Raw genomic sequence first — 23139 nt, 5'->3', positions numbered from 1 at the left:
TGTTAAGGATTGTGCAACAAAGGTCTGGATCCGGTATTGCGCCGGATCATCGGTGACGCGGAAATCCCAGGGGCGCCTTGCGCCCCTTTCGCGGCGCAAGGCCGCTCCTACAGGTGATCGCGACCTCCCTGTAGGAGAGGCCTTGTGCCGCGATGGGTTGCGCAGCAGCCCCAGGCTTACTGCTGGTTTTCCTGTTCGGTGAACAGGTCGCTGAACAACATGCTCGACAGGTAGCGCTCGCCCGAGTCCGGCAGGATCACCACGATGGTCTTGCCCTGCATCTCGGGCTTCTCGGCCAGGCGCACCGCCGCCGCCATGGCCGCGCCGCAGGAGATGCCGCAGAGGATGCCCTCCTCCTGCATCAGGCGGAGGGCCATGGCCTTGGACTCTTCCTCGGTGACGGTCTCGACCTGGTCGACGATCGACAGGTCGAGGTTCTTCGGCACGAAACCGGCACCGATGCCCTGGATCTTGTGCGGGCTGGGCTTGAGTTCCTCGCCGGCCAGGGTCTGGCTGATCAGCGGCGAGTTCACCGGCTCCACCGCCACCGACAGGATCGACTTGCCCTGGGTGTGCTTGATGTAGCGCGACACACCGGTGATGGTACCGCCAGTGCCGACACCGGCCACCAGCACGTCGACCGCGCCATCGGTGTCGTTCCAGATTTCCGGGCCGGTGGTCTTTTCGTGGATGGCGGGGTTGGCCGGGTTGTCGAACTGGCCTGGCAGGAAATGCTGGGCCGGGTCAGAGGCGACGATCTCGTTGGCCTTCTCGATGGCGCCTTTCATGCCCTTGGCCTTGTCCGTCAGGACCAGCTCGGCACCCAGCGCTTTCAATACCTTGCGTCGCTCCAGGCTCATCGAGTCCGGCATGGTCAGCACCAGCCGGTAGCCACGGGCGGCGGCGACGAAGGCCAGGCCGATGCCGGTGTTGCCCGAGGTGGGTTCGACGATGGTCATGCCCGGCTTGAGCTTGCCGCTGCTCTCGGCGTCCCAGATCATGCTGGCGCCGATCCGGCACTTGACCGAATAACCCGGGTTGCGCCCCTCGATCTTGGCCAGGATGGTCACCCCACGCGGGGCGATGCGGTTGATCTGCACCAGCGGCGTGTTGCCGATGGAGTGGGCATTGTCGGCGTAGATACGGCTCATGGCGGGGGTCCTTGAATGCTTGGGCGGACAGATGGACCTAAAAGGGTAAGCCTGACACGCGGGAGCGTAAAGCCCGTTCGAACTCGCCCGGCGCCGCCGTGGTCAACCGCACAACCCGCCCTGGAGCAGCGTCGATGAGAGCCCGCTACCGTTGGCCGTTGGTCATGCTGATCAGCTTGCTCACACTGCTGGTGGCCCTGCACCTGGCGCTGCCCTACCTGGTACGCGACTACCTCAACGACAAACTGGCCGACATGGGTGAATACCGCGGCCAGGTGGCCGACGTCGACCTGGCCTGGTGGCGTGGCGCCTACCAGATCAACGACCTGAAGATCGTCAAGGTCAGCGGCAAGGTGCCGGTACCCCTGCTCGATGCGCCGCTGATCGACCTGTCGGTGAGCTGGCATGCGCTGTGGTACGACCGTGCCGTGGTCGCCGAAGTGACCTTCGTGCGCCCCGAACTGAACTTCGTCGATGGCGGCAACAAGCAGAACTCGCAAACTGGCCGGGGTACCAACTGGCGTCAACAGCTGGAGAAACTGCTGCCCATCACCCTCAACGACGTACGCATCGAACAGGGCACTCTCTCTTTTCGCAACTTCAACGCCAAACCACCGGTCGACCTCAAGGCCACCCGGCTCGACGCCAGCATCCGCAACCTGACCAACGTGCGCGATGAAAAGGGCAGGCGCGACGCGCGCTTCGAAGGGACGGCGTTGCTGCTGGGCAACGCCAGGGTGGAGAGCCTCGCCACCTTCGACCCGTTCAGCGACTTCGATGATTTCCAGTTTCGCCTGCGCGCCACCGGCATCGAACTGCGCCGGCTCAACGACTTCGCCGGCGCCTATGGCAAGTTCGACTTCAATGCCGGGCACGGCGACCTGGTGATCGAGGCTGAAGCGCAGAAGGGTCGGCTGCACGGCTATATCAAGCCGCTGCTGCACGATGTCGACGTGTTCAGCTGGCAACAGGATGTGCAAGACAAGGATAAGGGCTTCCTGCGTTCGGTGTGGGAGGCGCTGGTTGGCGCCACCGAGACCGTTCTGAAGAACCAGCCGAAGAACCAGTTCGCCACCCGCGTGGAGATCAGCGGCAGCGTGCACCAGCAGGACATCAGCGCATTCGAGGCGTTCCTGCAGATCCTGCGCAACGGTTTCATCCAGGCGTTCAACGCACGCTACGAACAGCCGCCACCCAAATCCGACTGAGCGAGCGGTGACGGACCATTCAGGGACTGAATACCCAGTCTGCGTTTGCAGGCGCCGGGCGCGGGGTTATAGTCGCTGACAAATTACCAACATGTGTTGCCCGCACCGGTTCTTTCGCCGGCAAGCCGACTCCAGGTAGGAGCCGGCTTGCCGGCGAAAGGGCCCGCGCAGCCCCCGCAGAGGATCGGTTCATGAAGTTCGAAGGCACCCGCGACTACGTCGCCACAGACGACCTGAAGCTGGCGGTCAACGCGGCCATCACCCTGGAGCGCCCGCTGCTGGTCAAGGGCGAGCCGGGCACTGGCAAAACGATGCTCGCCGAGCAGCTTGCCGCCTCCTTCGGTGCGCGCCTGATCACCTGGCACATCAAGTCGACCACCAAGGCCCACCAGGGCCTGTACGAGTATGACGCGGTCAGCCGCCTGCGCGATTCGCAGTTGGGCGTGGACAAGGTCCACGACGTGCGCAACTACCTGAAGAAAGGCAAGCTGTGGGAAGCCTTCGAGGCCGACGAGCGGGTGATCCTGCTGATCGACGAGATCGACAAGGCCGACATCGAGTTCCCCAACGACCTGTTGCAAGAGCTCGACAAGATGGAGTTCTACGTCTACGAGATCGATGAAACCATCAAGGCCAAGCAGCGCCCGATCATCATCATCACCTCCAACAACGAGAAAGAACTGCCCGACGCCTTCCTGCGCCGCTGCTTCTTCCACTACATCGCCTTCCCCGACCGCGCCACGCTGCAGCAGATCGTCGACGTGCACTACCCGAACATCAGCCAGTCGCTGGTCAGCGAGGCGCTGGACGTGTTCTTCGACGTGCGCAAGGTCCCGGGCCTGAAGAAAAAGCCCTCCACCTCCGAGCTGGTCGACTGGCTCAAGCTGCTGATGGCCGACAACATCGGCGAGGCGGTGCTGCGCGAACGCGACCCGACCAAGGCCATCCCGCCGCTGGCCGGCGCCCTGGTCAAGAACGAGCAGGACGTGCAACTGCTCGAGCGCCTGGCCTTCATGAGCCGGCGCGGCAACCGCTGACAGGAGCCGGGCCATGCTGCTCAACCTGTTCAATGAAATGCGCGCGGCCAAGGTGCCGGTGTCGGTGCGCGAGCTGCTCGACCTGCACCATGCCCTGCAGAAGGGCGTGGTGTTCGCTGACATGGACGCGTTCTACTACCTCGCCCGGGCCATCCTGGTGAAGGACGAACGCCATTTCGACAAGTTCGACCGGGCGTTCGCCGCCTACTTCAAGGGCCTGGAGAACCTCGACCGGCATATCGAGGCCTTGATCCCCGACGAGTGGCTGCGCAAGGAGTTCGAACGCTCGCTGACCGACGAGGAGCGCGCGCAGATCCAATCCCTCGGTGGCCTGGACAAGCTGATCGAAGAGTTCAAGAAACGCCTTGAGGAGCAGAAGGAACGCCACGCTGGCGGCAACAAGTGGATCGGCACCGGTGGCACCAGCCCGTTCGGCTCCGGGGGTTTCAACCCCGAAGGCATCCGCGTCGGCGAGGCCGGCAAGCGCCAGGGCAAGGCCGTGAAGGTATGGGACCAGCGCGAGTACAAGAACCTCGACGACCAGGTCGAGCTGGGCACCCGCAACATCAAGCTGGCGCTGCGCCGCCTGCGCAAGTTTGCCCGCGAGGGTGCCGCCGAAGAGCTCGACATCGACGGCACCATCGACCACACCGCGCGCGATGCCGGGCTACTGAACATCCAGATGCGCCCCGAGCGGCGCAATACGGTGAAACTGCTGTTGCTGTTCGACATCGGCGGCTCGATGGATGCCCACATCAAGGTGTGCGAGGAGCTGTTCTCGGCCTGCAAGACCGAGTTCAAGCACCTGGAGTACTACTACTTCCACAACTTCATCTACGAGTCGGTGTGGAAGAACAACATGCGCCGCACCTCGGAGCGCTTCGCCACCTTCGACCTGCTGCACAAGTACGGCGACGACTACAAGGTGGTGTTCGTCGGCGACGCGGCCATGGCGCCCTACGAGATCACCCAGCCGGGTGGCAGCGTCGAGCACTGGAACGAAGAAGCCGGGTACGTGTGGATGCAGCGCTTCATGGAGAAGTTCAGGAAGATCATCTGGATCAACCCGTACCCGAAGCAGGCCTGGGACTATACCGCCTCGACCCACCTGGTGCGGGACCTGATCGAGGACAGGATGTTTCCACTGACCTTGCAGGGCCTGGAAGACGGGATGCGTTACCTGTCCAAGTGACAGTGCCTGTAATGGCCTCTTCGCCNCGCCAACGTTGCAGAAAGACCTGCTGCTCCCGCCACGCCGCCTCCTGCACCACCGCCCTGAACCGCACCACCGCCCCCGGCATGCACTGCGCCAGCCTAGCCAAGGCCAACGGCGTCAATGCTCCCAGCCGTGGATAGCCACCAATAGTCTGCCGGTCATTGAGCAATACGATCGGCTGCCCGTCTGGCGGCACCTGCACCGCCCCCAACGGGATGCCCTCGGAGATCATCGGCGCACCCTGGTACACCAGCCGTGGCCCGAGCAGGCGAATGCCCATGCGGTCGCCCCGGCTGTCCAGCGTCCAGTCACTGTTGAACGCCTCGAACAGGCTGGTGCCGCTGAAGTCGCCGATCTGCGCGCCCATCACCAGGTCCAGCAGTGGCTTGTCTGCATACACCGGGCGTAGCGCTTCAGGCACTTCCCGCAGCGCTGGCAAAGCTGCGCCGAAGGCCAGCACCTGCTCCTTGGCCAACGCCCTGCCCTGCCCATCGATGCCTCCCAGTTCTTCGCGTACCACCGTTGCGCAACTGCCCAGCACTGCCTCGCCCTGGAAGCCGCCCGGCGCCGCCAGGTAGGCGCGCACGCCGTGCCGTGGCTGGCGCAGGCTCAGGCATTGGCCCTTGCCCAGGCGGAAACTGCGCCATGGCGCCAGTGGCTGGTCATCGATGCGTGCGTCCAGGTCGGCACCGGCCAGCGCCAGCACACAATCCTGTTCGGCGATCACACTGAACCCACCCAGGGTGATTTCGACCACAGGGCAGCCCTGGTCGTTGCCCAGCAACCCATTGGCCCACCCCATCGCCACCCAATCCAGCGCGCCGCCCTGGGTCACTCCCAGGTGCCGCACACCAAAACGTCCGGCATCCTGCAACAGGCACAGCGCGGTGCTGGCCTGGATCCTCAACTGGCTCATGCCTGGGCCTCCAGCGGGCTGTCGTCACCGCCCAGGTTGATGAACTGCGCATGCTCGACCGCCACGAAACGCACCCGGTCGCCCGGCTGCAACAGGCTGTGCCCCTTCCTGTCGAACAGGCGCACCGGGGTACGGCCGATCAGGTTCCAGCCACCCGGCGACACTGCCGGGTAGGCGGCGGTCTGGCGCTCGGCAATACCAATGCTGCCCGCCGCCACGCGCTTGCGTGGCGTGCTCAGGCGCGGCGTGGCGAGGCGTTCGTCGACCAGGCCCATGAAGCCGAAACCAGGTGCGAAACCCAAGGCGAACACGGGGTAGTCACGCCCACTGTGCAGGCGGATCACCTCGGCTTCGCTCAGGCCTTCGCGGGCGGCCAGCAGCGGCAGTTCGGGGCCGACGCTGGCGTGGTACCACACCGGAATCTCATGCCGGCGCCCACCCTCGCCGGTATCCGGTCGCAAACCTTCAAGCGCTTGCAAGATCAATTGGCGCGCCTCACTCGGCGCCAGCTCGAACTGCACCATCAATGTGGTGTAGGACGGCACCAGGTCGATCAAGCGCTCGCCGAACACCGCCCGCAGGCGCTGGCTGGCGGCAAGGATCCACGGCATGTTGGCTTCGTCGATGGTGTCGAACAGCCGCACCATCACGCTGTCGATGGCGACCACTTCGAGGCGTGCTTTCATGGCTGCCCCAGGGCATCGAGCGCCTGGCGAATCTGGCGCACCGCGGCCACGGAGCTGTCGTTGTCACCGTGGACACACAACGTGCGAGCCTGCAGACGCACGGCACTGCCATCGTCGGCCACCAGCGTTTCGCCACGGGCCAGGCGCACGGCCTGCTCGACCACCAAGGCCGGGTCGTGATGCACCGCGCCGGGCAGACGCCGGGATACCAGGTGGCCGCTGGCGGTATAGGCACGGTCGGCGAACGCTTCGAACCACAGCGGTACTCCAATCTCGTCGCCCAGGGCCTGGGCCGCACGGTCATCGGCGGTGGCCATCAGCATCAACGGCAGGCTGGCATCGTAGGCCGCCACGGCCTCGAGCACCGTACGCAGCTTCTGCGGGTCGGCCATCATGTCGTTGTACAACGCGCCATGGGGCTTGATGTAGGCCACCCGGCTCCCGAGCACCTTGCAGATGCCGTCCAGCGCGCCGATCTGGTAGTGCAGCAGGTCGCGGATCTCGTCGTTGCTGCATGCCATGGAGCGGCGCCCGAAGCCGACCAGGTCCGGGTAGGCCGGGTGAGCGCCGATGGTCACGCCGTGCTCCAGCGCCAGGGCCACGGTGCGGCGCATGGTGCCGGGATCGCCGGCATGGTAGCCACAGGCGATGTTGGCGCAGTCGATGTAGGGCATCACCTCGGCATCCAGGCCCATGCGCCAGCTGCCGAAGCTTTCACCCATGTCGCAATTGAGTAGCAGGCGTTTCACCTGGCGGATTCCCCTATCGATGTTCATGTGGCCTACCTTAACGCGCCTGGAGTTCTTTGCCGCAGGTTTCCGGCAGGCTCAGCGCCGCCAGGATCACCACGCCGTAGGAGACTGCGGCAAACGCGCCGATACCCAGCCCCAGCGGCACTTTCTCGCCCATCAGGCCGATCAGCAGCGGGAACAGCGCCGCGATGACTTTGCCGATGTTGTAGCAGAAGCCCTGTCCCGAACCGCGGATGCGGGTGGGGAACAGTTCGGTGAGAAACGACCCCATGCCACTGAAGATGCCCGAGGCGAAGAAGCCCAACGGGAACCCCAGCCACAGCATCACGCCATCGCTGACCGGCACCTGCGTGTACAGCAGCACGATGACGAACGAGCCCACGGCGAACAGGATGAAATTCTTGCGCCGCCCCAGCAGGTCGCTGAGGTAGGCGCTGACCACATAGCCGATGTAGGAACCGACGATCACCATGGCCAAGTAGCCGCCGGTACCCAACACGCTCAGGCCACGCTCGTTCTTGAGGAAGGTGGGTAGCCACGAGGTGATGGCGTAGTAGCCGCCCAGCGCACCGGTGGTCAGCAGCGAGGCGCGCACGGTGATCCAGAGCATGCCCGGGGCGAAGATCTCGTAGAAGTGCGACGGGGTTTCGGCGGCCTTGGCTTCGCGGTAGACCTCCGGGTCCTTGACCAGGCGGCGGACGAAGATCACGAAGATCGCCGGCAGCAAGCCCAGCAGGAACAGCGCGCGCCAGGCCTGTTCGGCCGGCAGCCAGGAGAACAACAAGGCGTAGAGGATCGCCGTCAGGCCCCAACCGATAGCCCAGCCCGATTGCACCATGCCCACCGCCTTGCCACGGTCCTGGGCGCGGATCACCTCGCCGATCAGCACCGCGCCGGCGGTCCACTCGCCGCCGAAACCGAAGCCCATCAGGGTGCGGGCGATCAGCAGTTGTTCGTAGCTCTGGGCAAAACCGCAGAGGAAGGTGAAGAAGGCGAACCACAGCACCGTCAGCTGCAGGGTGCGCACCCGGCCAATGCGGTCGGAGAGGATACCGGCGACCCAGCCGCCCAGGGCCGAGGCGATCAGGGTGCTGGTGTGGATCAGCCCGGCCTCGGCGGTGGTGATGCCCCAGAGCATGATCAACGTGGGGATGACGAAGCTGAGCATCTGGGTGTCCATGCCGTCCAGGCCGTAGCCGATCTTGCAGCTCCAGAAGGTGCGTCGTTGCTGGGAGTCGATGTCGCGGTACCAGGCGAAGGGGCCGCTCGAAGAACGGGCGGGGGCCTGCTGCTGCACGCCGGTCGGGTTCATGGATGCCTCGGCTTGTTGGTATTGTTCTATGGGCGACGTCGGGCGTCGCGGCCTGCGTATCATGTTCGAAGGCCGCGCCACCTGCGTCCAACGAGAAAAACCGCCGGTCTGGAACAAGAAAAACTGATCATGAACCTACGTTTCCTCGAAACCTTCGTCTGGGTCGCCCGGCTCAAGAGCTTTCGCCTCACCGCCGAGAAGCTGTTCACCACCCAGGCCTCGGTGTCCAGCCGCATCGCCGCGCTGGAGGCCGACCTGGGGGTGAAACTGCTGCTGCGCGACTCGCGCGGGGTCAGCCTGACGCCCGAGGGCGGCAAAGTGCTGGAATACGCCGAGCGCATGCTGGAGACGGCCAAGGCGATGAAGCAGTCGCTGGACAGCGACCGGGCCAAGACCGGGCGCATCCGCCTGGGGGTGATGGACACGGTGATCCACACCTGGATGAGCGCCCTGGTGGCGGAGCTGACCGAGCGCTACCCGCAAGTGGAGATCGAACTGGTGGCCGACACCGCGCTGAACCTGCGCGAGCAGCTGCAGAAGGGCTTTCTCGACGTGATCCTGCAAACCGACCTGCTGCGCGAACAGTCCATCCGCAGCCTGGACCTGGCGCGCTACCCGATGGGCTGGATCGTCGCCGCTGGCTCGGCGCACCATCGCACTTACGCGTCGCTGGCGGAGTTGGCTCGCGAAAGGGTCGTCACTTTTTCCAAGAACTCGCGACCGCACCAGGAGGTGCTCAGCCTGTTGCAAGGCGCCGGGGCCGAGGCGCCGCGGTTGAACTGCGTGAACTCGGTGGCGGCCATCACCCGGCTGCTGCGTGACGGCTTTGGTATCGGCGCCCTGCCGCCGGCGCTGGTCGATGGCGAGTTGAACCGGGGCGAGCTGGTGTTGCTGGAAGGCTTGCAACCACCGCCGAGCCTGGAGCTGGTGGTGGCCTGGCAGACCGGGGTGGCGTTGGTGGACGAGGTGGTGGCGGTGTGCCGGCAGGTGCTGGAGCGCTATGCGCGGGATGTGGGTGGGCAACGGATCGTGCTGGTCTGAACGGCCCATTCGCCGGCAAAGCCGGCTCCTACAGGTTCGGCGCGGCCCTTGTAGGAGCCAGCCTTGCTGGCGAATGGGCGCGAAGCAGCCCCTAGCGCCAGCTCTCTTTCACCACCTTGCGCCGCCCACCGAGAATCACCCAGCCCACCAGCAACAACAAGCTCTCGACCACCAACGCCAACACGAACCCGGCACCGATCCCCCAGCCGATCGCCTCGGGCACCAGCAGGATCTGATAGCTGTAGCCCTTGAGCGTCTCCTCGCGCAGCGCAGGTTCCGGCTGCACCAGCACATGCCAGGTGCGGCTCACCCACGAGCCTTGCAGGGCCTGCCATTCATGCTCGAGCAGTTGGTTGCGGATCAGCAGGCTCTCGATGCTGTTGGCATCGCTGTTGAACACCGGATCGTCACTGCTGCGGTAGTGCCGCAGCAGTGCTTGCAGATCGCCATTGAAAAACCGTTGGGCGGTCTGGCGGAAACCGTCGAGCGCCTGGCGCGATTCGAACAGGTGTGCCTCGACGCGCTGGCTGTAGTCCTTGACCAGCCCCGGGACCTGGATCCCGGCCAGCAGCCCGAAAGTGAACAACAGCAGGCGCAAATAGCTTCTGAACATGCGGGGCGTCCTTAGCTCTGCCCGTGGTCGACGCACTCGCCGTGGCGCCACAGGGCCCATTGGCCCGGCTCGTAACGGTGCCAGGTCTCGTTTTCGGTGAGGGCCTCGGTGGCGATCACCGTGACCACATCGTTGGGGGTGGTCTCGGTGTGGAAGTCGACGATCAGGTCGACATCCTTCAACCGGGCGGCGCCGAACGGCGCGCGGCGGGTGATGTGCACCAGCTTGGTGGAGCAGAAGCAGAACAGCCAGTCGCCGTCGCTGAGCAGGCAGTTGAACACGCCCTTGCCGCGGTACTCGGCGCAGGCCTCGACCAGCACCGGCAGCAACTGTTCGATCTCGACCGGTTCGGGGAAGGTGGCGCGCACGCGGTTGAGCAAGTCGCAGAACGCCGCTTCGCTGTCGGTGTCGCCCACCGGCCAGTAGAACGTGCGCTGGCCGCTGAACTCACCCAGCTGGCCGTTGTGCGCGAAGCACCAGTTGCGCCCCCACAGTTCGCGCACGAATGGGTGGGTGTTGGACAGGCAGACCTTGCCGACGTTGGCCTGGCGGATATGGCCGATGACCACTTCGCTCTTGATCGGGTAGCGCTGCACCAGGTTCGCCACCTCCGACTCGCTGCTCGCGGCCGGGTCCTGGAACAGACGCAAGCCGCGCCCTTCGTAGAAGCCAATGCCCCAGCCGTCGCGGTGCGGACCGGTACGCCCGCCGCGCTGCATCAGGCCGGTGAAGCTGAAGACGATGTCGGTGGGGACGTTGGCGCTCATGCCCAGCAGTTCGCACATGTTCGCGGCTCCTGGCTTACAGACGGGGTTCTACGCGGCCCTGCCCCGGGCCGGAGCGGCGCACCGGCGCGGGGGCCGGGTCGTCGCGGTAACGGTCACGGCGATCGGCGGCCACCGGGGCCTCGACGCTCACCTCGTCATCCTCTTTCGCCTGACGCTGGGCGGCGGCCTCCTGGGCGGCGCGACGCTCGCGAGCGCGCTTCTCCAGTGGCCAGCGGATCAGCACGAAGACGATGTACAGGGCGAAGGCGAACATGCCGTACATGGCCAGGTCGGCGGCGGCGCGCAGTTCGTTGTTACCCACCTTGAACGCCACGTCCAGCGCGCCGATGGCGATGGCCGGGGCGAAGCTGTCCTTGACCGGGTCGACGATGGTGGGGGTGAACAGCAGGACGGCGACCAGCACCCGCAGCGGCTCGCGCAGCCAGCGCCACATCCAGCCGGTGAGCTTGAAGGCCACCAGCAGGCAGCCCAGGGCGGCAACGGCGTACAGGCCCCAGGCCAGCGTATAGTCGTGTTCGGTCATGGTGTTGGTGCATGCCAGGCAAAGAGACGCCTATGATAAACACTTTTACCGGCGCAGGCTGCCCCCGAGCGGCGCAGTGAGCCTGTCAGGGCCTCTATGCGGGCAAACCCGCTCCCACAGGGATATCGCTGCACCTGAATGGGTGCGGATTTATCCGCGAAAGAGGCCAGCAGCCCCAACCAAGAGATCTCCGATGCCCAACGCCCCCCGCCCCCCCATTGCCCGCCCGGCCGAAGGCGCCGACCCCTACGCCTGGCTGCAGGACCGCGACACCCCTGAAGTGCTGGCCTACCTGAACGAAGAAAACGCCTACCAGGAAGCCTGCCTGGCCGACCAGGCTCCGCTGCGCGAACAGCTGTTCGAAGAGATCAAGGGCCGCATCCAGGAAACCGACCTGTCGCTGCCTTCCCCTTGGGGCCCCTACCTCTACTACACCCGCACCACCGCCGGCGACGAATACCCGCGCCACTACCGCTGCCCACGCCCGGCTGACGACAGCAACACGGTCGACGAAAGCCGCGAAGAGCTGCTGCTCGACCCCAACGCCCTGGCCAACGGTGGTTTCCTCGCCCTCGGCGCGTTCAATGTCAGCCCCGACCACCGCCTGCTGGCCTACAGCCTCGACACCAGTGGCGACGAGGTCTACACCCTGTACGTCAAGGACCTGGCCAGCGGCGCGTTGACCACCCTGCCCTTCGACGACTGCGACGGCAGCATGACCTGGGCCAACGACAGCCAGACGCTGTTCTTCACCGAGCTGGACGATACCCACCGCCCTTGGCGCCTGCGCCGCCACACCTTGGGCGAACAGGGTGCAACGACCGTGTTCGAAGAACCCGACGGACGCTTCTTCCTGCACTGCTACCGCGCCAGCTCCGAGCGCCAGCTGGTGCTGCTGCTCAACAGCAAGACCACCAGCGAGGCCTGGGTGCTCGATGCCGCCACGCCGCAGGCCACGTTCACCTGCCTGGCGCCACGGGTCGAAGGCCATGAGTACTACCCCGACCACGGCCAACTTGACGGCCAATGGCGCTGGTTCATCCGCAGCAACCAGGACGGCATCAACTTCGCCCTGTTCCAGGCGCCAGCGGACAACGTGCCGACCCGCGAGCAATGGCAGGTGCTGGTGCCGCACCGCGACGACGTCATGCTCGAAGGCGTCAGCCTTAACGCTGCGGCGCTGTCCCTGAGCCTGCGCGAAGGTGGCCTGCCGATCATCGAAGTGCACCCGCAAGGGCTGCCGGCCTACCGCGTCGAGCTGCCGGACGCCGCCTACAGCCTGTATGTGCAGGACAGCCTGGAGTTCGTCAGCACGCGCATCCGCTTGCGCTACGAAGCGCTCAACCGTCCGGCCCAGGTGCGCCAGCTGGAACTGGCCACAGGCGCCCAACAGGTGCTCAAGCAGACCCCGGTGCTGGGCCCGTTCGACGCCGACGACTACGTCAGCCAGCGCCTCTGGGCGGTAGCCAAGGACGGCACGCGGGTGCCGATCAGCCTGGTGCGCCGTCGCGTCGACCTGGGCAAGACCATGCCGCTGTACCTGTACGGCTACGGCGCCTATGGCGAAAGCCTCGACCCATGGTTCTCCCACGCCCGCTTGAGCCTGCTGGAGCGCGGCGTGGCCTTCGCCATCGCCCATGTGCGCGGCGGTGGCGAACTGGGCGAGGCCTGGTACCGCGCCGGCAAGCAGGAGCACAAGCACAATAGTTTCGGCGATTTCATCGCCTGCGCCGAACACCTGATCGCCGAGGGCATCACCGCCCGCGAGCACCTGGCCATCAGCGGCGGCAGCGCCGGCGGCCTGCTGATGGGCGCGGTGCTCAACCTGCGCCCGGAGCTGTTCCGCTGCGCCATCGCCGAGGTACCGTTCGTCGACGTGCTCAACACCATGCTCGACCCGGACCTGCCGCTGACCGTCACCGAGTACGACGAATGGGGCAACCCGGAGGCGCCGGAGGTGTACGCGCGGATCAAGGCCTACGCCCCCTATGAGAACGTCCGCGCGCAAAACTACCCGGCCATGCTGGTGGTTGCCGGCTACAACGACAGCCGCGTGCAGTACTGGGAGGCGGCCAAGTGGGTGGCACGCCTGCGCACGCTCAAGACCGACCACAACCTGCTGCTGCTCAAGACCGAGATGGGCGCCGGTCACGGCGGCATGAGCGGGCGCTACCAGGGGCTGCGCGACGTGGCGCTGGAGTACGCGTTCGTCTTCAATGAACTGGGCGTGGTGTAAAACGCGTTTTTCGTTGTCATAGGGATCGGTGACCCAACCTGAAGGTGACGCGGTCCCTGCGGGAGAAACTGTGTTGCGTTGCCTGCACTGGCCGATTCGCCGGCAAGCCGGCTCCTACGGGTTCATCGCCATACCTGTAGGAGCCGGCTTGCCGGCGAATCGGCCAGTGCGGCCAGCACAAGACGCTCCCACAGGGTACGGCGGCGCTTTCCCGACATGCGAAGAAGAACAACACATGCCCGACACCCAGCACCTGAACGCCGAGATCCGCGACATGCTCATGGACTGCGGCCTGTTCGACACCCTGCAGCCCGGCGACTTTCTTGCCGCCGCCGGCTACTTCAGCCTCACCGCCATCGATGAAGGCCAGGCTATCTTCAACGAAGGTGATGCCGGCACCTTCATGTGCATCCTGCACCGTGGCGTGGTCTCGGTGCGCAAGCGCGACGCCAACGGCGTTCAGGTGGAAATCGCCACCCTGCGCAAGGGCCGGGCCTTCGGCGAGATGGCCGTGCTCGACGGCGAGCGGCGCTCGGCCACCTGCGTGGCGGCCAGCGACTGCCAGTTGCTGACCCTGGGCCGCGACTCGCTGGACAAGATGCTCAACGAAGCGCCGCGCATCGCCGCGCGCATCATCCGCGCCCTGGCCGTGGCCTTGTCCAGGCGCCTGCGCATGCAGGACGGCCAGCGCCTGGCGCAGCAGGTCTAGTCGTCGTTGTCCGGCACCTTCGGCGGCGTCGGCTGCAAGCCCGGCAAGGGTTGATCCTTGGGCGGCCCCGGCAGCGGCATGGGCGGCAACAGCGGCGCCCCCGGCTGATTGTCACCCGCCTTGGGCGGCGCGCTGGGCGTGATCTGCGGGTAGGGGGTGGGGGTCGGCGTGCCGGGCGCGCCCGGCACCGGCGTCAAGGGCCGCTGCTGCAGGCCGGCGGCGTCGACCGTGGGCACTGCGCCGAGCAGCAGTGCGGCGAAGATCGCATGCAACATCTGCAGCCTCCTGTCTGAACCTTCCTACAGACTAAGCCCAATGCCAGGTAATTGCCTGTCCGCCCGCCCCACAGGCGCGCTAGACTCGATGGCATAACCGTCATTCGCCTGAATCAGAAAAAGGTAACACCATGAGCTCCACCTCCGACGCCACCGCCCGCCTCGACCGCATCCTCGCCGACGCCAAGCGCGACAAGGAAATGGGCTACCGCGACAAGGCCCTGAAGATGTATCCCCATGTCTGCGGCCGCTGCGCCCGTGAGTTCTCTGGCAAGCGCCTGTCCGAGCTGACCGTGCACCACCGCGACCACAACCACGACAACAACCCCCAGGACGGTTCGAACTGGGAGTTGCTGTGCCTGTACTGCCACGACAACGAGCACTCGCGCTATACCGACCAGCAGTACTTCGGCGAAGGTTCGCTGAGCTCACCCAAGACCTCCGTGGCAACCCATAACCCGTTTGCCGGGCTGGGCGCGCTGATGAAGAAGGACTGACTGTCGATTCCCGCCCCCGCCACCTCGGTGAGCCCGTATAATCGCGCTCTTTTTTGCGAAGGGCCCCACAGGTGGCGAACAAACGGTACAGCTGCATTGGCTTGTTCAACCCCAAATCGGCGGAGAACGTCGGCTCGGTGATGCGCGCCGCAGGCTGCTATGGCGTCAACTCGGTGTTCTACACCGGCAAGCGCTACGAGCGCGCCCGCGACTTCGTCACCGACACCAAGCGGGTGCACTACGACATTCCGCTGATCGGCATCGACGACCTGCAGCGCATCATCCCCCTGGGTTGCACGCCAGTGGCCGTGGAACTGGTCGAAGGTGCCCGGCCGCTGCCGGAGTACACCCACCCCGACCGCGCCATCTACATCTTCGGCCCCGAGGACGGTTCGCTTGATGCCGACGTGCGCGCCTGGTGTGAAGAGACCATCTACATTCCCACCGAGGGCTGCATGAACCTGGCGGCGACGGTCAACGTGGTGCTCTATGACCGCATGGCCAAGGGCTTGAATACCCGTTCGGGGCCCAAGTTCAAGTAATTGGCGGGGGTGGCACCGGCTGCGCCGGTGTTCGCCGGCAAGCCGGCTCCTACGGGGTTGTGTGAAGCACTGAGTCAGTGCAGCAGCTTGCTCTGCAACACCTCGGACTGCCGCCCCAGCACGTTCTCGGCGATCTGCACGAACTCCTCGGTGCTGACACTGGACAGGCGCATCAGCGCCCGGGCGACATCGTCCAGCGAGCGCTTGTTCTGGCTATGAAGACGAATTTCGCGGTCCAGCGCCTGGAGCAGCAACACGCCCCGGGCGACCTGCGCGGCGTCGGCTTTGGCGCCCTTGAGCTGGGTGACCTTCGCCCCCTGCTTGTGCAGGCGGGCCTGCAACGCCTCGTAGCGGTCATCGCTGATGCCGCCAGCCCTGCGCAGCAACTCGGTGGCGTAATAGTCGGTGAGGCTTTCACCCAGCCAGTCGCTGCCCTCGCGGTCGTTGATCTGGGCGAACAACTGCACCAGCTCGCGCAATACCGGGCTGGTGCCATTCTCGTTGATCAACGGGCGGCCGCTGTGCAGGTACAGCGAGTTGTTGCCCCCCAGCGCGCCACGCCACATCTCGTCACGGGCACCGACCAGCAGCAGCTTGGGGGGATTGCGTGGGAACACCGCTTGCAGTTGCGGCCAGACGAAGGTGAGCAAGGTCAGCGTATCCATGCGCCGCATGCCCTGCCCTTGCGGCGCGGCGACAGTCACTTCGGTTTCGCCCAGACGCGCGCGGCGGCTGCCGAGGTTGCCGGCGAGCATCCAGCCGGTGGGGCGGTCGAACAGGCGCGAGACGTCGTCGATGCGAAACTTCTGCCGGCCGATCCGCGGCCAGGCCGTCTCGACACTCTTCCAGCCAGGCGGAAGGTCGAACGCCAGGCGCGCCACCAGTTCGGTTCCGTCGTGCTGATCGAGCCGCGCCGGTGGCACCAGCTGGTCACCACGGAACAAGGCCCAGTGCGGGGTGATGCGCGTTTCATGGGCCGCACCTCGGGGCTGCTGGTCGAGCAGCACCCGGTAGCTCAGGCTGGTCTTGCCCGCCGTCGGATGCCAGACGCCACGACCGCCCTGCACCTGCCACTGGCCGTCGGCCAGGAAATCACTGTAGGCACCGCCATTGCCCAGGTCGAAATCCAGGCTGCGCACCACCGCGCCATCCGCCAGGGTCAGGCGCACTTCGGCCTGGCCACTCTGCGGCAGCAGGCGAACCTGGTAATCGAGGTCGACTTTCTTCGCCCAGACCTGAGTACTGGCCAGCAGGCCAAGAACCAACAACAGCGGGTGACGCATACAGAAACTCCTTGTTCCCCAGAGGCGGATGGCGGCTAGGCTGGGCGCCTCAACCGGCGCGGAAAATCAGATGGTCTTCCCAGTCATCCTCATCCACATCGTTCTCGCTGAGCATGCGCCCCGAACGGGAGATCCGCTGCTCATGGACCTGCGAGCGGTCGCCGCTGACCAGGTGGTGCCAGGCCGGCAGGTCCTGCCCTTCGCTGACCAGGCGGTAGCCGCAGGTCGGCGGCAGCCATTTGAACTGGTCGGCCTTGCCCGGGGTGAGCTGGATGCAGTCGGGCACGTGCTTGAAGCGGTTGGGGTAGTCGCTGCACTGACAGGTCTGCAGGTCCAGCAGCTTGCAGGCGATGCTGGTGTAGTAGACGCTGTTGTCTTCTTCGTCCTCGAGCTTCTGCAGGCAGCACAGGCCGCAGCCATCGCAGAGCGATTCCCACTCCTTGCTGTCGAGCTGGTCGAGGGTCTTGCGCCGCCAGAAGGGCGCGGTGTCAGCGTTCATCACACATGTTCCTGCAGTCAACTTGAATCCGCGGCGCGCGGCGGCGCCAGTCTAGAGGCTGTCCGGCGGCAACGCCAGACCGCTTGTCAGTGCTCGCCGGACGCAGTAGCGTGCGGAGTTTCCCCCCGCCTCTCGCAGGAGCACCCATGAGCGCCAACCCTCGCATCGCCGACTACGCCATCAACGAGCAGTTCATCAACCGCTGGTCGCCACGCGCCTTCACCGGCGAGCCGATCAGCCAGGAGATCCTGCTGAGCTTCCTCGAGGCCGCACGCTGGGCGCCTTCGGCCTACAACTCGCAGCCCTGGCGCTTCCTCTACGCCCGCCGCGACACGCCGAACTGGGAGCGCCACCTGAGTATCCTCAACGAGTTCAACCGCAGCTGGGCGCAGCACGCTTCGGCGCTGGTGCTGATCATCTCCAAGACCACCTTTGCCGCCCCAGGCTCCGATGAGGAAAAGCCCGCTCTCTGGCACACCTTCGATACCGGCTCCGCCTGGGGCCACCTGGCGCTGCAAGCCAGCATCAGCGGCTGGCACACCCATGGCATGGCCGGTTTCGACCAGGAACTGGCACGCCGTGAGCTGAAGATCCCCGAAGGTTACGTGCTGCACGCGATGGTGGCGATCGGCAAGCTGGGCGACAAGGCGACCCTGGCCGAAGGGCTGCAGGCCCGTGAAGTACCGAGCCCGCGCCGACCACTGAGCGAGCTGGCCGCGGAAGGTGAGTTCAGCCTGTAACGAGGGGGTTCGCCGGCAAGCCGGTTCCTACCGGCTTGCGTAGGGGCCGGCTTGCCGGCGAACACTCAATACCCGCGCGCGAAATCCACCTCGCCACGCAATCCCTGCCCTGCCTGGTACGCCCGCACATTCTCGACGAACAAGCGCGCCATCGCCGCCGGCGAGGTCGGTGCCGAGCTGTGCCCGGTCAGCAGCAACCCCCAGGCGGTCCAGAACGGGTGGCGCTGGGGCAACGGCTCCTGGCGGCACACGTCGATCACCGCGCCGGCCAGGTGGCCTTGCTTGAGCGCCTCGACCAGGTCGGCATCGACCACCGCCACGCCACGCCCGGCGTTGATGAACAGTGCGCTGGGCTGGAAGCACTTGAACAGCGTCGCGTCATACAAGTCATGGGTGGATGGCGTATCGGGAAGCAGGTTGAGCACGTAGTCGGCCTGGCCGACCATGCGTGGCAACTGGTCCAGCCCCACCACCTCGACGAACGGCGCCTGCTCGCGGGCGCTGCTGGCCACGCCATGCAACGTCACGCCGAATGGCACGAGGAACTCGGCGACGCGCTGGCCAATGTCTCCGGTACCCACGATCAGCACCCGGCGCCCTTCCAGGGTACGACCCGGCCGGTCATCCCAGCGGCGCTCGACCTGGCTGACCAGGCGCGACAGCACCTCGCGCTCGTGCACCAGCATGTAGGTGAGCATGTACTCGGCCATCACCTGGCCGAAGATGCCCACCGCCCGGGTCAACCGATAATCGCGCGGCAGCCCTTTGGCCAGCAGCGGCGTGATACCGGCCCAGGTCGACTGCAGCCACTGCGGCTTGTGGCCCTGGCGCAACAGGCTCGCCAGCAGGTCCGGCTGGCCCAGCCACACCGGGCAGTCGCAGGCCAGGCGCGCCAGCTCGGCGGAATCGCCACTGGTCAGGACCTCCAGGTCCGGTGCCGCCTCGCCCAGCAGGCGAGCGTAGTTGGCATGATCCTGTTCAGCGATCAGAACACGCATGTGAAACACAACCTTGGCAGACAACGAAATGTGGCCCGGCAAGCGGGCCACGACAAAGAAAGGCGCTGCGGATCAGGCCGGGTCGTTGCGGCGCAGCAACTCTTCGGGCAGGTGCTCGATGTAGTCGTCGTCCGGCGGTGGCATCTGCAGGTGGTAGCCCTGGCTGTCGAGGTTCGACAGCACTTTCGCGATGTCTTCGCGGGCCAGCTTGCGCTCGGGGCTGAGCACCAGGTCGAAGGCATGCACCGGCGTGCCGAAGAACGGCAGCAGCCCCTCTGGCACGCGCTCCAGGCCATCGGCCTTGAGCACGTAGAGGTACATCTCGTTCTTGCGCGGGCTCTTGTAGATCGAACAGATTCGTTTCATTGCTTGTCTCCGGCGCCCGCCAGGTCGTCCAGCAGGGCCTGGCCCATGCGCTCGCGACGCCAGCCGCGCAGCGACTCGGGCAATTGATAGGGGCCATTGGGGAAGCCGCTCTTGAGCAGGGCTTCGAGGGTCTTCTTGCGCAGCATCAGCTCCGGGGCAATCTGCAGGCGCTCGCCTTCGGCCTGGCCGATGGCGCGCAGGCGCTTGAGGATGCCGGAGGCTTCGATCGGCAGCGGCTCGGGCAGCGGCGCCGGCCATTGATCCTGTGGCAGGGCGGCGGCGCGCTTGATCAGCTGGATGAGGAACTCGCCATCCTGGCGGATGGTGCGCGGGTGCATCTCGTCGATTCGACCCAGCGCCGGCAGGCTGTCGGGCTGGCTCTTGGCCATGGGCCACAACGAGTGCTCCTTGAGAATGCGGTTGCGCGGCACATCGCGGCTGCGGGCCTCGCGCTCGCGCCAGGCGCACAGCTCACGCAGTACGGCCAGTTGCTGGCGGCCGAGTTTCCAGGCCAGCTTGACGTCGCGGTACAGCGTCTCGGGCTCGACTTCGCGGCGCAGCGCGGCGACCAGTTCGGCGCCGTCATCCAGCACCCAGGCGTACTTGTCGTCCGACAGCCGCGGGCGCAAGGCGCTGAATAGCTCGGCCAGGTGCACGGCATCTTCCGCGGCATAGCTGACCTGGGTTTCCGACAGCGGGCGCTGCAACCAGTCGGAGCGCGTTTCGCCCTTCGGCAGCTCAAGGCCCAACACCTCTTGCACCAGGCGCGAGTAGCCCATCGAGAAACCGATGTTCAGGTAGCCGGCGGCCAATTGCGTGTCGAACAGCGGCTGGGGCAGCTTGCCGGTCAGGCGCAACAGCACTTCGAGGTCTTCGCTGCAGGCATGCAGCACCTTGACCACGCGGCTGTCGTCGAGCAGGTCGGCCAACGGCTGCCAGTCACTGATCAGCAACGGGTCGATGAGGAAAGCCTGATTACCGTCGCCGATCTGCACCAGGCCGGCTTTCGGGTAGAAGGTGTCGACCCGCATGAATTCGGTGTCGAGCGCGACAAAAGGCAGCTTGTGCCAGCGTTGGCAATGCTCGGCCAGGGTCTGGTCGTCACGGATCCAGTGAATTTCGATGGCCACGAGGCTCTCCCACTTACATTGGCGCGCAGTATATACGGCGCGGACGCTCTGGGTGAAACCTCGCAAGCCACGCCATCCTTGGTGCCGACCGTTGGTACGGTCAGCGGCCGGCTGCCAGCCATGGGCGGCAGCTGGCGAACATGTCCAGCGATTGCTGGTAGACCTCGGTATGCACCTGCAGCAGGCCGAGCATGGAATGGAACAGGTTGTCCTGCGACAGCGGTGCGTCGCGCAGCTTGGCCATGCAGTCGGTGTCCAGGCCGAAGTCCTGGGTGTAGCTGTCGGAGAACCAGGCCAGCAGCGGCACGTGCTTCTGTTGATCCGGCGCCATCACGTAGGGGGTGCCGTGCAGGAACAGGTTGTACTCGCCCAGTGACTCGCCATGGTCGGAAAGGTAGATCATCGCGGTGTCGACCTTGTCCTGCTTGCTGCGCAGGGTGTCGATCAGCGAGGACAGGACCTTGTCGGTGTAGGCCAGGGTGTTGTCGTAGCCGTTGATGATCTCTTCACGGCTGCACTGGTTCAGGGCATTGCTGCGGCACACCGGGGTGAACGGCTCGGCACCGCCGGGGTAGCGCTTGAAGTATTCCGGGCCGTGGCTGCCCATCTGGTGCAGCACCAGCACGGTGTCCTTGTCGAGGTTGTCGATCAGCTCGCCCAGGCCCTGCAGCAGGATCTCGTCATGGCATTCGCCATCGGCGCACAGGGCCGGGTCCTTGAGGTTGCTGACATCGATGAACTGCACGCGATCGCAGGTGCCCTTGCAGCCGGACTGGTTGTCGCGCCACTGCACGGCCAGGCCGGCGCGCTGGAGGATGTCGAGCAGGCCCTCGCGGTTCTTGGCCACGCTGGCGACGTAGTCCTTGCGCCCCATGCCGGAGAACATGCACGGCACCGACACGGCGGTCTCGGTGCCGCAGGAGTGGACATCGGTGAAGCTCAGCAGCCCCTGCTCCTTCGCCAGGCTGGGCGTGGTATCGCGGGCATAGCCAAGCAGGCCGAAGTTCTCCGCCCGAGCACTTTCGCCCACCACCAGCACGGTCAGCGACTTGCGCTCATGGTGCTGCCAGGCGGCGTCGCGCCGGGCATCCTCGCCATAGGCCTGGAACGGGTGCGCGGCCGTGCCGATCTGCTCGCGGACATAACCGATCGAGGCGCCGACGATATTGCTAGGGGTGAGCATCAGGCGCAGTTCGTGGTGATTGCGAAACAACGAGGACAGGCCCTGGTAGTTGACCAGCGCCACCGACCCCAGCGCCGCCACGCACGCGCCGCTGACCACCAGCTTGCCGAGCAGCTCACGGTGCCAGGGGCGGTAGGCAATGGGCGCTTTCCAGACCAGCAGGGAGGGTACGGCACCGAGCAACAGGATATACAGCGCAAACTTGATCGACAGCAGGTCGCGAACTTCCGCGACATTGGTTTCGGCGATATTGCGGAACATGCCCGCGTCGATAAGCACGCCATATTGATTCATGAAGTAAGCCACGCCCGCGCCGCTCATGAACAACAGGATCAATACCGGTTTCAATACATAACGGAAGGCCAACAACGTCAACACGAGGTTGAACGCGAACAACATCAGCACGGCGAACGCCAGGCTCAGCCACAGCCCCACCATGCCGGGCGGCACGATGGATTCGAGGTGTTCCCAGAGAAAGGTGTTCAGGCCGATCAACAGGTAAAGGCTGGCCAGCAGCGTGACCCATTCAGTCCGCAGGGATTTGAATTTCAGCATGGTGTTCGCAATGAGAGTTGTCAGCGGCCAGCGCACCGGGAAGGCACTCTGGGAAGTTGGCCGAACTCTAGAAAGCGTAGCATCAATTTTTTGTGAAAAAGACGCCAACAATTGGTGGGAAGGCGTCTTTTATCGATTAAACAAGTTTCATTCAGCGTTTGTTCAGCCAGCCAGGTGAAGCTTGGCGTAGGGCTCGCGATCGATGTCGAGCACCTCGACGCACAGCTGGATGTCCAGCCCGGCTTCGGCGGGAATGGCTTCGTGGAGTACCTCCAGCAGGCTGCCGGAGAGCTGCTTCTTGACCTGTTCCGAGCGCCCGCTGAGGATCGCCAGGCGCACATGGGCGAAAGCGCGTTCACCCGGCGCAGTGCCGACACGGTACTGGGCAAAGGCCTGGGCGCGGCTCTTGATGTCCAGCTCGTCGGCGAACTGGCCGCTGCCGACCAGGGCGTGGTTCAGGCGCAGGAGCAACTGATCGACATTCAGCTGGCGCAGGTTGTCGCTGTATTCCAGGTTAAGGTGAGGCATGGCGCGGGTTCCGGTCGCGGGAGGATGTGCGACAGCCTACCCCAGTCACGCAAAGTGGCAAAGGCGGCTATCCTCATGGTTCAGGCTCGTCTACCAACCCCTGAAAGAGGTGAACAAATGCCAGTTCCGCATGATTTGCTCGCAGACCTGCACGTGACCGCCGACCAGTTCCAGGCCCTCATCGACAAGAACCACGACCTGCACAAGCTGCACAAGGAATACAACGCCAAGGACAAGGAAGTGGTGGCCGCCGAAGGCAACGGCACCAACGACGACACCGTCAACCTGCTGCGCAAGGAGCGCCTGCTGCTCAAGGACAAGATCGAACGGATCGTCCATCCGCCCAAGTCCTGAC

General features: G+C 65.3%; 25 protein-coding genes and 1 pseudogene. 10 read left to right on the top strand and 16 right to left on the bottom strand.

Annotation, left to right across the window (positions count from 1 at the left end; all coding sequences use genetic code 11):
- Window positions 1-176: 176 nt before the first annotated feature.
- Window positions 177-1151, bottom strand: a complete 975-nt coding sequence (gene cysK, locus P5705_RS01385; protein WP_277459167.1) for a cysteine synthase A — start codon at window positions 1149-1151, stop codon at window positions 177-179.
- 134 nt (window positions 1152-1285) lie between these two features.
- Between cysK and P5705_RS01380 the strand changes: the two genes are divergently transcribed.
- From P5705_RS01380 to P5705_RS01370, 3 genes are all read left to right on the top strand, one after another.
- On the top strand, window positions 1286-2359 hold the full coding sequence (locus P5705_RS01380; protein WP_277459166.1) for a DUF748 domain-containing protein: 1074 nt from the start codon (window positions 1286-1288) through the stop codon (window positions 2357-2359).
- Between the two features lie 191 nt (window positions 2360-2550).
- Complete coding sequence (locus tag P5705_RS01375) at window positions 2551-3396, top strand: AAA family ATPase (protein WP_011535085.1); 846 nt, start codon at window positions 2551-2553, stop codon at window positions 3394-3396.
- Between the two features lie 13 nt (window positions 3397-3409).
- Window positions 3410-4588 carry a vWA domain-containing protein gene (locus P5705_RS01370; protein WP_277459164.1) on the top strand — a complete coding sequence of 393 codons (1179 nt, stop codon included), beginning with the start codon at window positions 3410-3412 and terminating at the stop codon, window positions 4586-4588.
- Between the two features lie 26 nt (window positions 4589-4614).
- Here the strand turns inward: P5705_RS01370 and P5705_RS01365 are convergent.
- From P5705_RS01365 to P5705_RS01350, 4 genes and pseudogenes are all read right to left on the bottom strand, one after another.
- A pseudogene (locus P5705_RS01365) lies at window positions 4615-5528 on the bottom strand (biotin-dependent carboxyltransferase family protein); the annotation flags it as partial.
- Entirely contained in the window at window positions 5525-6214 is a 690-nt protein-coding gene (pxpB, locus tag P5705_RS01360; RefSeq protein ID WP_277459162.1) for a 5-oxoprolinase subunit PxpB, read from the bottom strand. The gene pxpB and the pseudogene P5705_RS01365, both read right to left, overlap by 4 nt.
- Entirely contained in the window at window positions 6211-6990 is a 780-nt protein-coding gene (locus P5705_RS01355; protein ID WP_277459160.1) for a 5-oxoprolinase subunit PxpA, read from the bottom strand. Before P5705_RS01355 ends, pxpB begins: the two co-directional genes overlap by 4 nt.
- 10 nt (window positions 6991-7000) lie before the next feature.
- Entirely contained in the window at window positions 7001-8278 is a 1278-nt protein-coding gene (locus P5705_RS01350; RefSeq protein WP_277459158.1) for an MFS transporter, read from the bottom strand.
- 129 nt (window positions 8279-8407) lie between these two features.
- On the opposite strand from P5705_RS01350, the gene P5705_RS01345 reads away from it, so the two are divergent.
- Complete coding sequence (locus P5705_RS01345) at window positions 8408-9319, top strand: LysR family transcriptional regulator (RefSeq protein ID WP_277459156.1); 912 nt, start codon at window positions 8408-8410, stop codon at window positions 9317-9319.
- A gap of 91 nt (window positions 9320-9410) precedes the next feature.
- Here P5705_RS01345 and P5705_RS01340 read toward each other — a convergent pair whose 3' ends face one another.
- The 3 genes from P5705_RS01340 to P5705_RS01330 are packed head-to-tail and all read right to left on the bottom strand — an operon-like array spanning window position 9411 to window position 11243.
- A complete protein-coding gene (locus P5705_RS01340) occupies window positions 9411-9932 on the bottom strand; it encodes a DUF2937 family protein (RefSeq protein WP_277459155.1) in 522 nt (173 codons plus the stop codon).
- Between the two features lie 11 nt (window positions 9933-9943).
- A complete protein-coding gene (locus tag P5705_RS01335) occupies window positions 9944-10717 on the bottom strand; it encodes a class II glutamine amidotransferase (protein WP_277459154.1) in 774 nt (257 codons plus the stop codon).
- Between the two features lie 16 nt (window positions 10718-10733).
- Window positions 10734-11243, bottom strand: a complete 510-nt coding sequence (locus tag P5705_RS01330) for an MFS transporter (protein ID WP_277459153.1) — start codon at window positions 11241-11243, stop codon at window positions 10734-10736.
- Window positions 11244-11436: 193 nt separating this feature from the next.
- On the opposite strand from P5705_RS01330, the gene P5705_RS01325 reads away from it, so the two are divergent.
- Window positions 11437-13479 carry a S9 family peptidase gene (locus P5705_RS01325; RefSeq protein WP_277459151.1) on the top strand — a complete coding sequence of 681 codons (2043 nt, stop codon included), beginning with the start codon at window positions 11437-11439 and terminating at the stop codon, window positions 13477-13479.
- A gap of 235 nt (window positions 13480-13714) precedes the next feature.
- Complete coding sequence (locus tag P5705_RS01320; RefSeq protein WP_277459150.1) at window positions 13715-14188, top strand: cyclic nucleotide-binding domain-containing protein; 474 nt, start codon at window positions 13715-13717, stop codon at window positions 14186-14188.
- On the opposite strand, the gene P5705_RS01315 is transcribed toward P5705_RS01320, so the two are convergent.
- The gene (locus P5705_RS01315; RefSeq protein ID WP_277459148.1) at window positions 14185-14463 is read right to left on the bottom strand and encodes a hypothetical protein; all 279 of its coding nucleotides are present in this window, start codon (window positions 14461-14463) and stop codon (window positions 14185-14187) included. The genes P5705_RS01320 and P5705_RS01315 overlap by 4 nt on opposite strands.
- A 131-nt stretch (window positions 14464-14594) precedes the next feature.
- Between P5705_RS01315 and P5705_RS01310 the strand changes: the two genes are divergently transcribed.
- Together P5705_RS01310 and P5705_RS01305 are read left to right on the top strand one after the other, a co-directional pair.
- Window positions 14595-14960, top strand: a complete 366-nt coding sequence (locus P5705_RS01310; RefSeq protein ID WP_240063682.1) for a YajD family HNH nuclease — start codon at window positions 14595-14597, stop codon at window positions 14958-14960.
- 71 nt (window positions 14961-15031) lie between these two features.
- Window positions 15032-15502, top strand: coding sequence for an RNA methyltransferase (locus tag P5705_RS01305; protein WP_044488345.1), 471 nt, complete (start codon window positions 15032-15034; stop codon window positions 15500-15502).
- A gap of 74 nt (window positions 15503-15576) precedes the next feature.
- On the opposite strand, the gene P5705_RS01300 is transcribed toward P5705_RS01305, so the two are convergent.
- Together P5705_RS01300 and P5705_RS01295 are read right to left on the bottom strand one after the other, a co-directional pair.
- Window positions 15577-16785, bottom strand: a complete 1209-nt coding sequence (locus tag P5705_RS01300; protein ID WP_277459147.1) for a hypothetical protein — start codon at window positions 16783-16785, stop codon at window positions 15577-15579.
- Between the two features lie 49 nt (window positions 16786-16834).
- On the bottom strand, window positions 16835-17284 hold the full coding sequence (locus tag P5705_RS01295) for a YcgN family cysteine cluster protein (protein WP_277459145.1): 450 nt from the start codon (window positions 17282-17284) through the stop codon (window positions 16835-16837).
- A 146-nt stretch (window positions 17285-17430) separates the two neighbouring features.
- On the opposite strand from P5705_RS01295, the gene P5705_RS01290 reads away from it, so the two are divergent.
- Window positions 17431-18024, top strand: a complete 594-nt coding sequence (locus tag P5705_RS01290; protein WP_277459144.1) for a nitroreductase family protein — start codon at window positions 17431-17433, stop codon at window positions 18022-18024.
- A gap of 65 nt (window positions 18025-18089) precedes the next feature.
- Here the strand turns inward: P5705_RS01290 and P5705_RS01285 are convergent, their stop codons facing one another.
- The 5 genes from P5705_RS01285 to P5705_RS01265 all read right to left on the bottom strand — a co-directional run bounded on the left by P5705_RS01285 (window position 18090) and on the right by P5705_RS01265 (window position 22784).
- The gene (locus tag P5705_RS01285) at window positions 18090-19022 is read right to left on the bottom strand and encodes a D-2-hydroxyacid dehydrogenase (RefSeq protein ID WP_277459143.1); all 933 of its coding nucleotides are present in this window, start codon (window positions 19020-19022) and stop codon (window positions 18090-18092) included.
- 72 nt (window positions 19023-19094) lie between these two features.
- A complete protein-coding gene (locus tag P5705_RS01280) occupies window positions 19095-19388 on the bottom strand; it encodes a YcgL domain-containing protein (protein WP_277459141.1) in 294 nt (97 codons plus the stop codon).
- The gene (gene rnd, locus P5705_RS01275) at window positions 19385-20518 is read right to left on the bottom strand and encodes a ribonuclease D (protein WP_277459139.1); all 1134 of its coding nucleotides are present in this window, start codon (window positions 20516-20518) and stop codon (window positions 19385-19387) included. Before rnd ends, P5705_RS01280 begins: the two co-directional genes overlap by 4 nt.
- Window positions 20519-20618: 100 nt before the next feature.
- Window positions 20619-22256: a phosphoethanolamine transferase gene (locus P5705_RS01270; RefSeq protein ID WP_277459137.1), complete on the bottom strand. Its 1638-nt coding sequence runs from the start codon at window positions 22254-22256 to the stop codon at window positions 20619-20621.
- A gap of 162 nt (window positions 22257-22418) precedes the next feature.
- Complete coding sequence (locus P5705_RS01265) at window positions 22419-22784, bottom strand: 5-carboxymethyl-2-hydroxymuconate Delta-isomerase (RefSeq protein ID WP_277459136.1); 366 nt, start codon at window positions 22782-22784, stop codon at window positions 22419-22421.
- A 117-nt stretch (window positions 22785-22901) separates the two neighbouring features.
- Here P5705_RS01265 and P5705_RS01260 point away from each other — a divergent pair, with 117 nt between their 5' ends.
- A complete protein-coding gene (locus P5705_RS01260; RefSeq protein WP_240063690.1) occupies window positions 22902-23138 on the top strand; it encodes a DUF465 domain-containing protein in 237 nt (78 codons plus the stop codon).
- Window position 23139: the final 1 nt, after the last annotated feature.

The organism is Pseudomonas entomophila (genome assembly GCF_029478665.1).
Lineage (GTDB): Bacteria > Pseudomonadota > Gammaproteobacteria > Pseudomonadales > Pseudomonadaceae > Aquipseudomonas > Aquipseudomonas entomophila_F.
The sequence above is the reverse complement of the archived record's forward strand: the minus strand, read 5'-3'. Positions and strand labels throughout refer to the sequence as shown.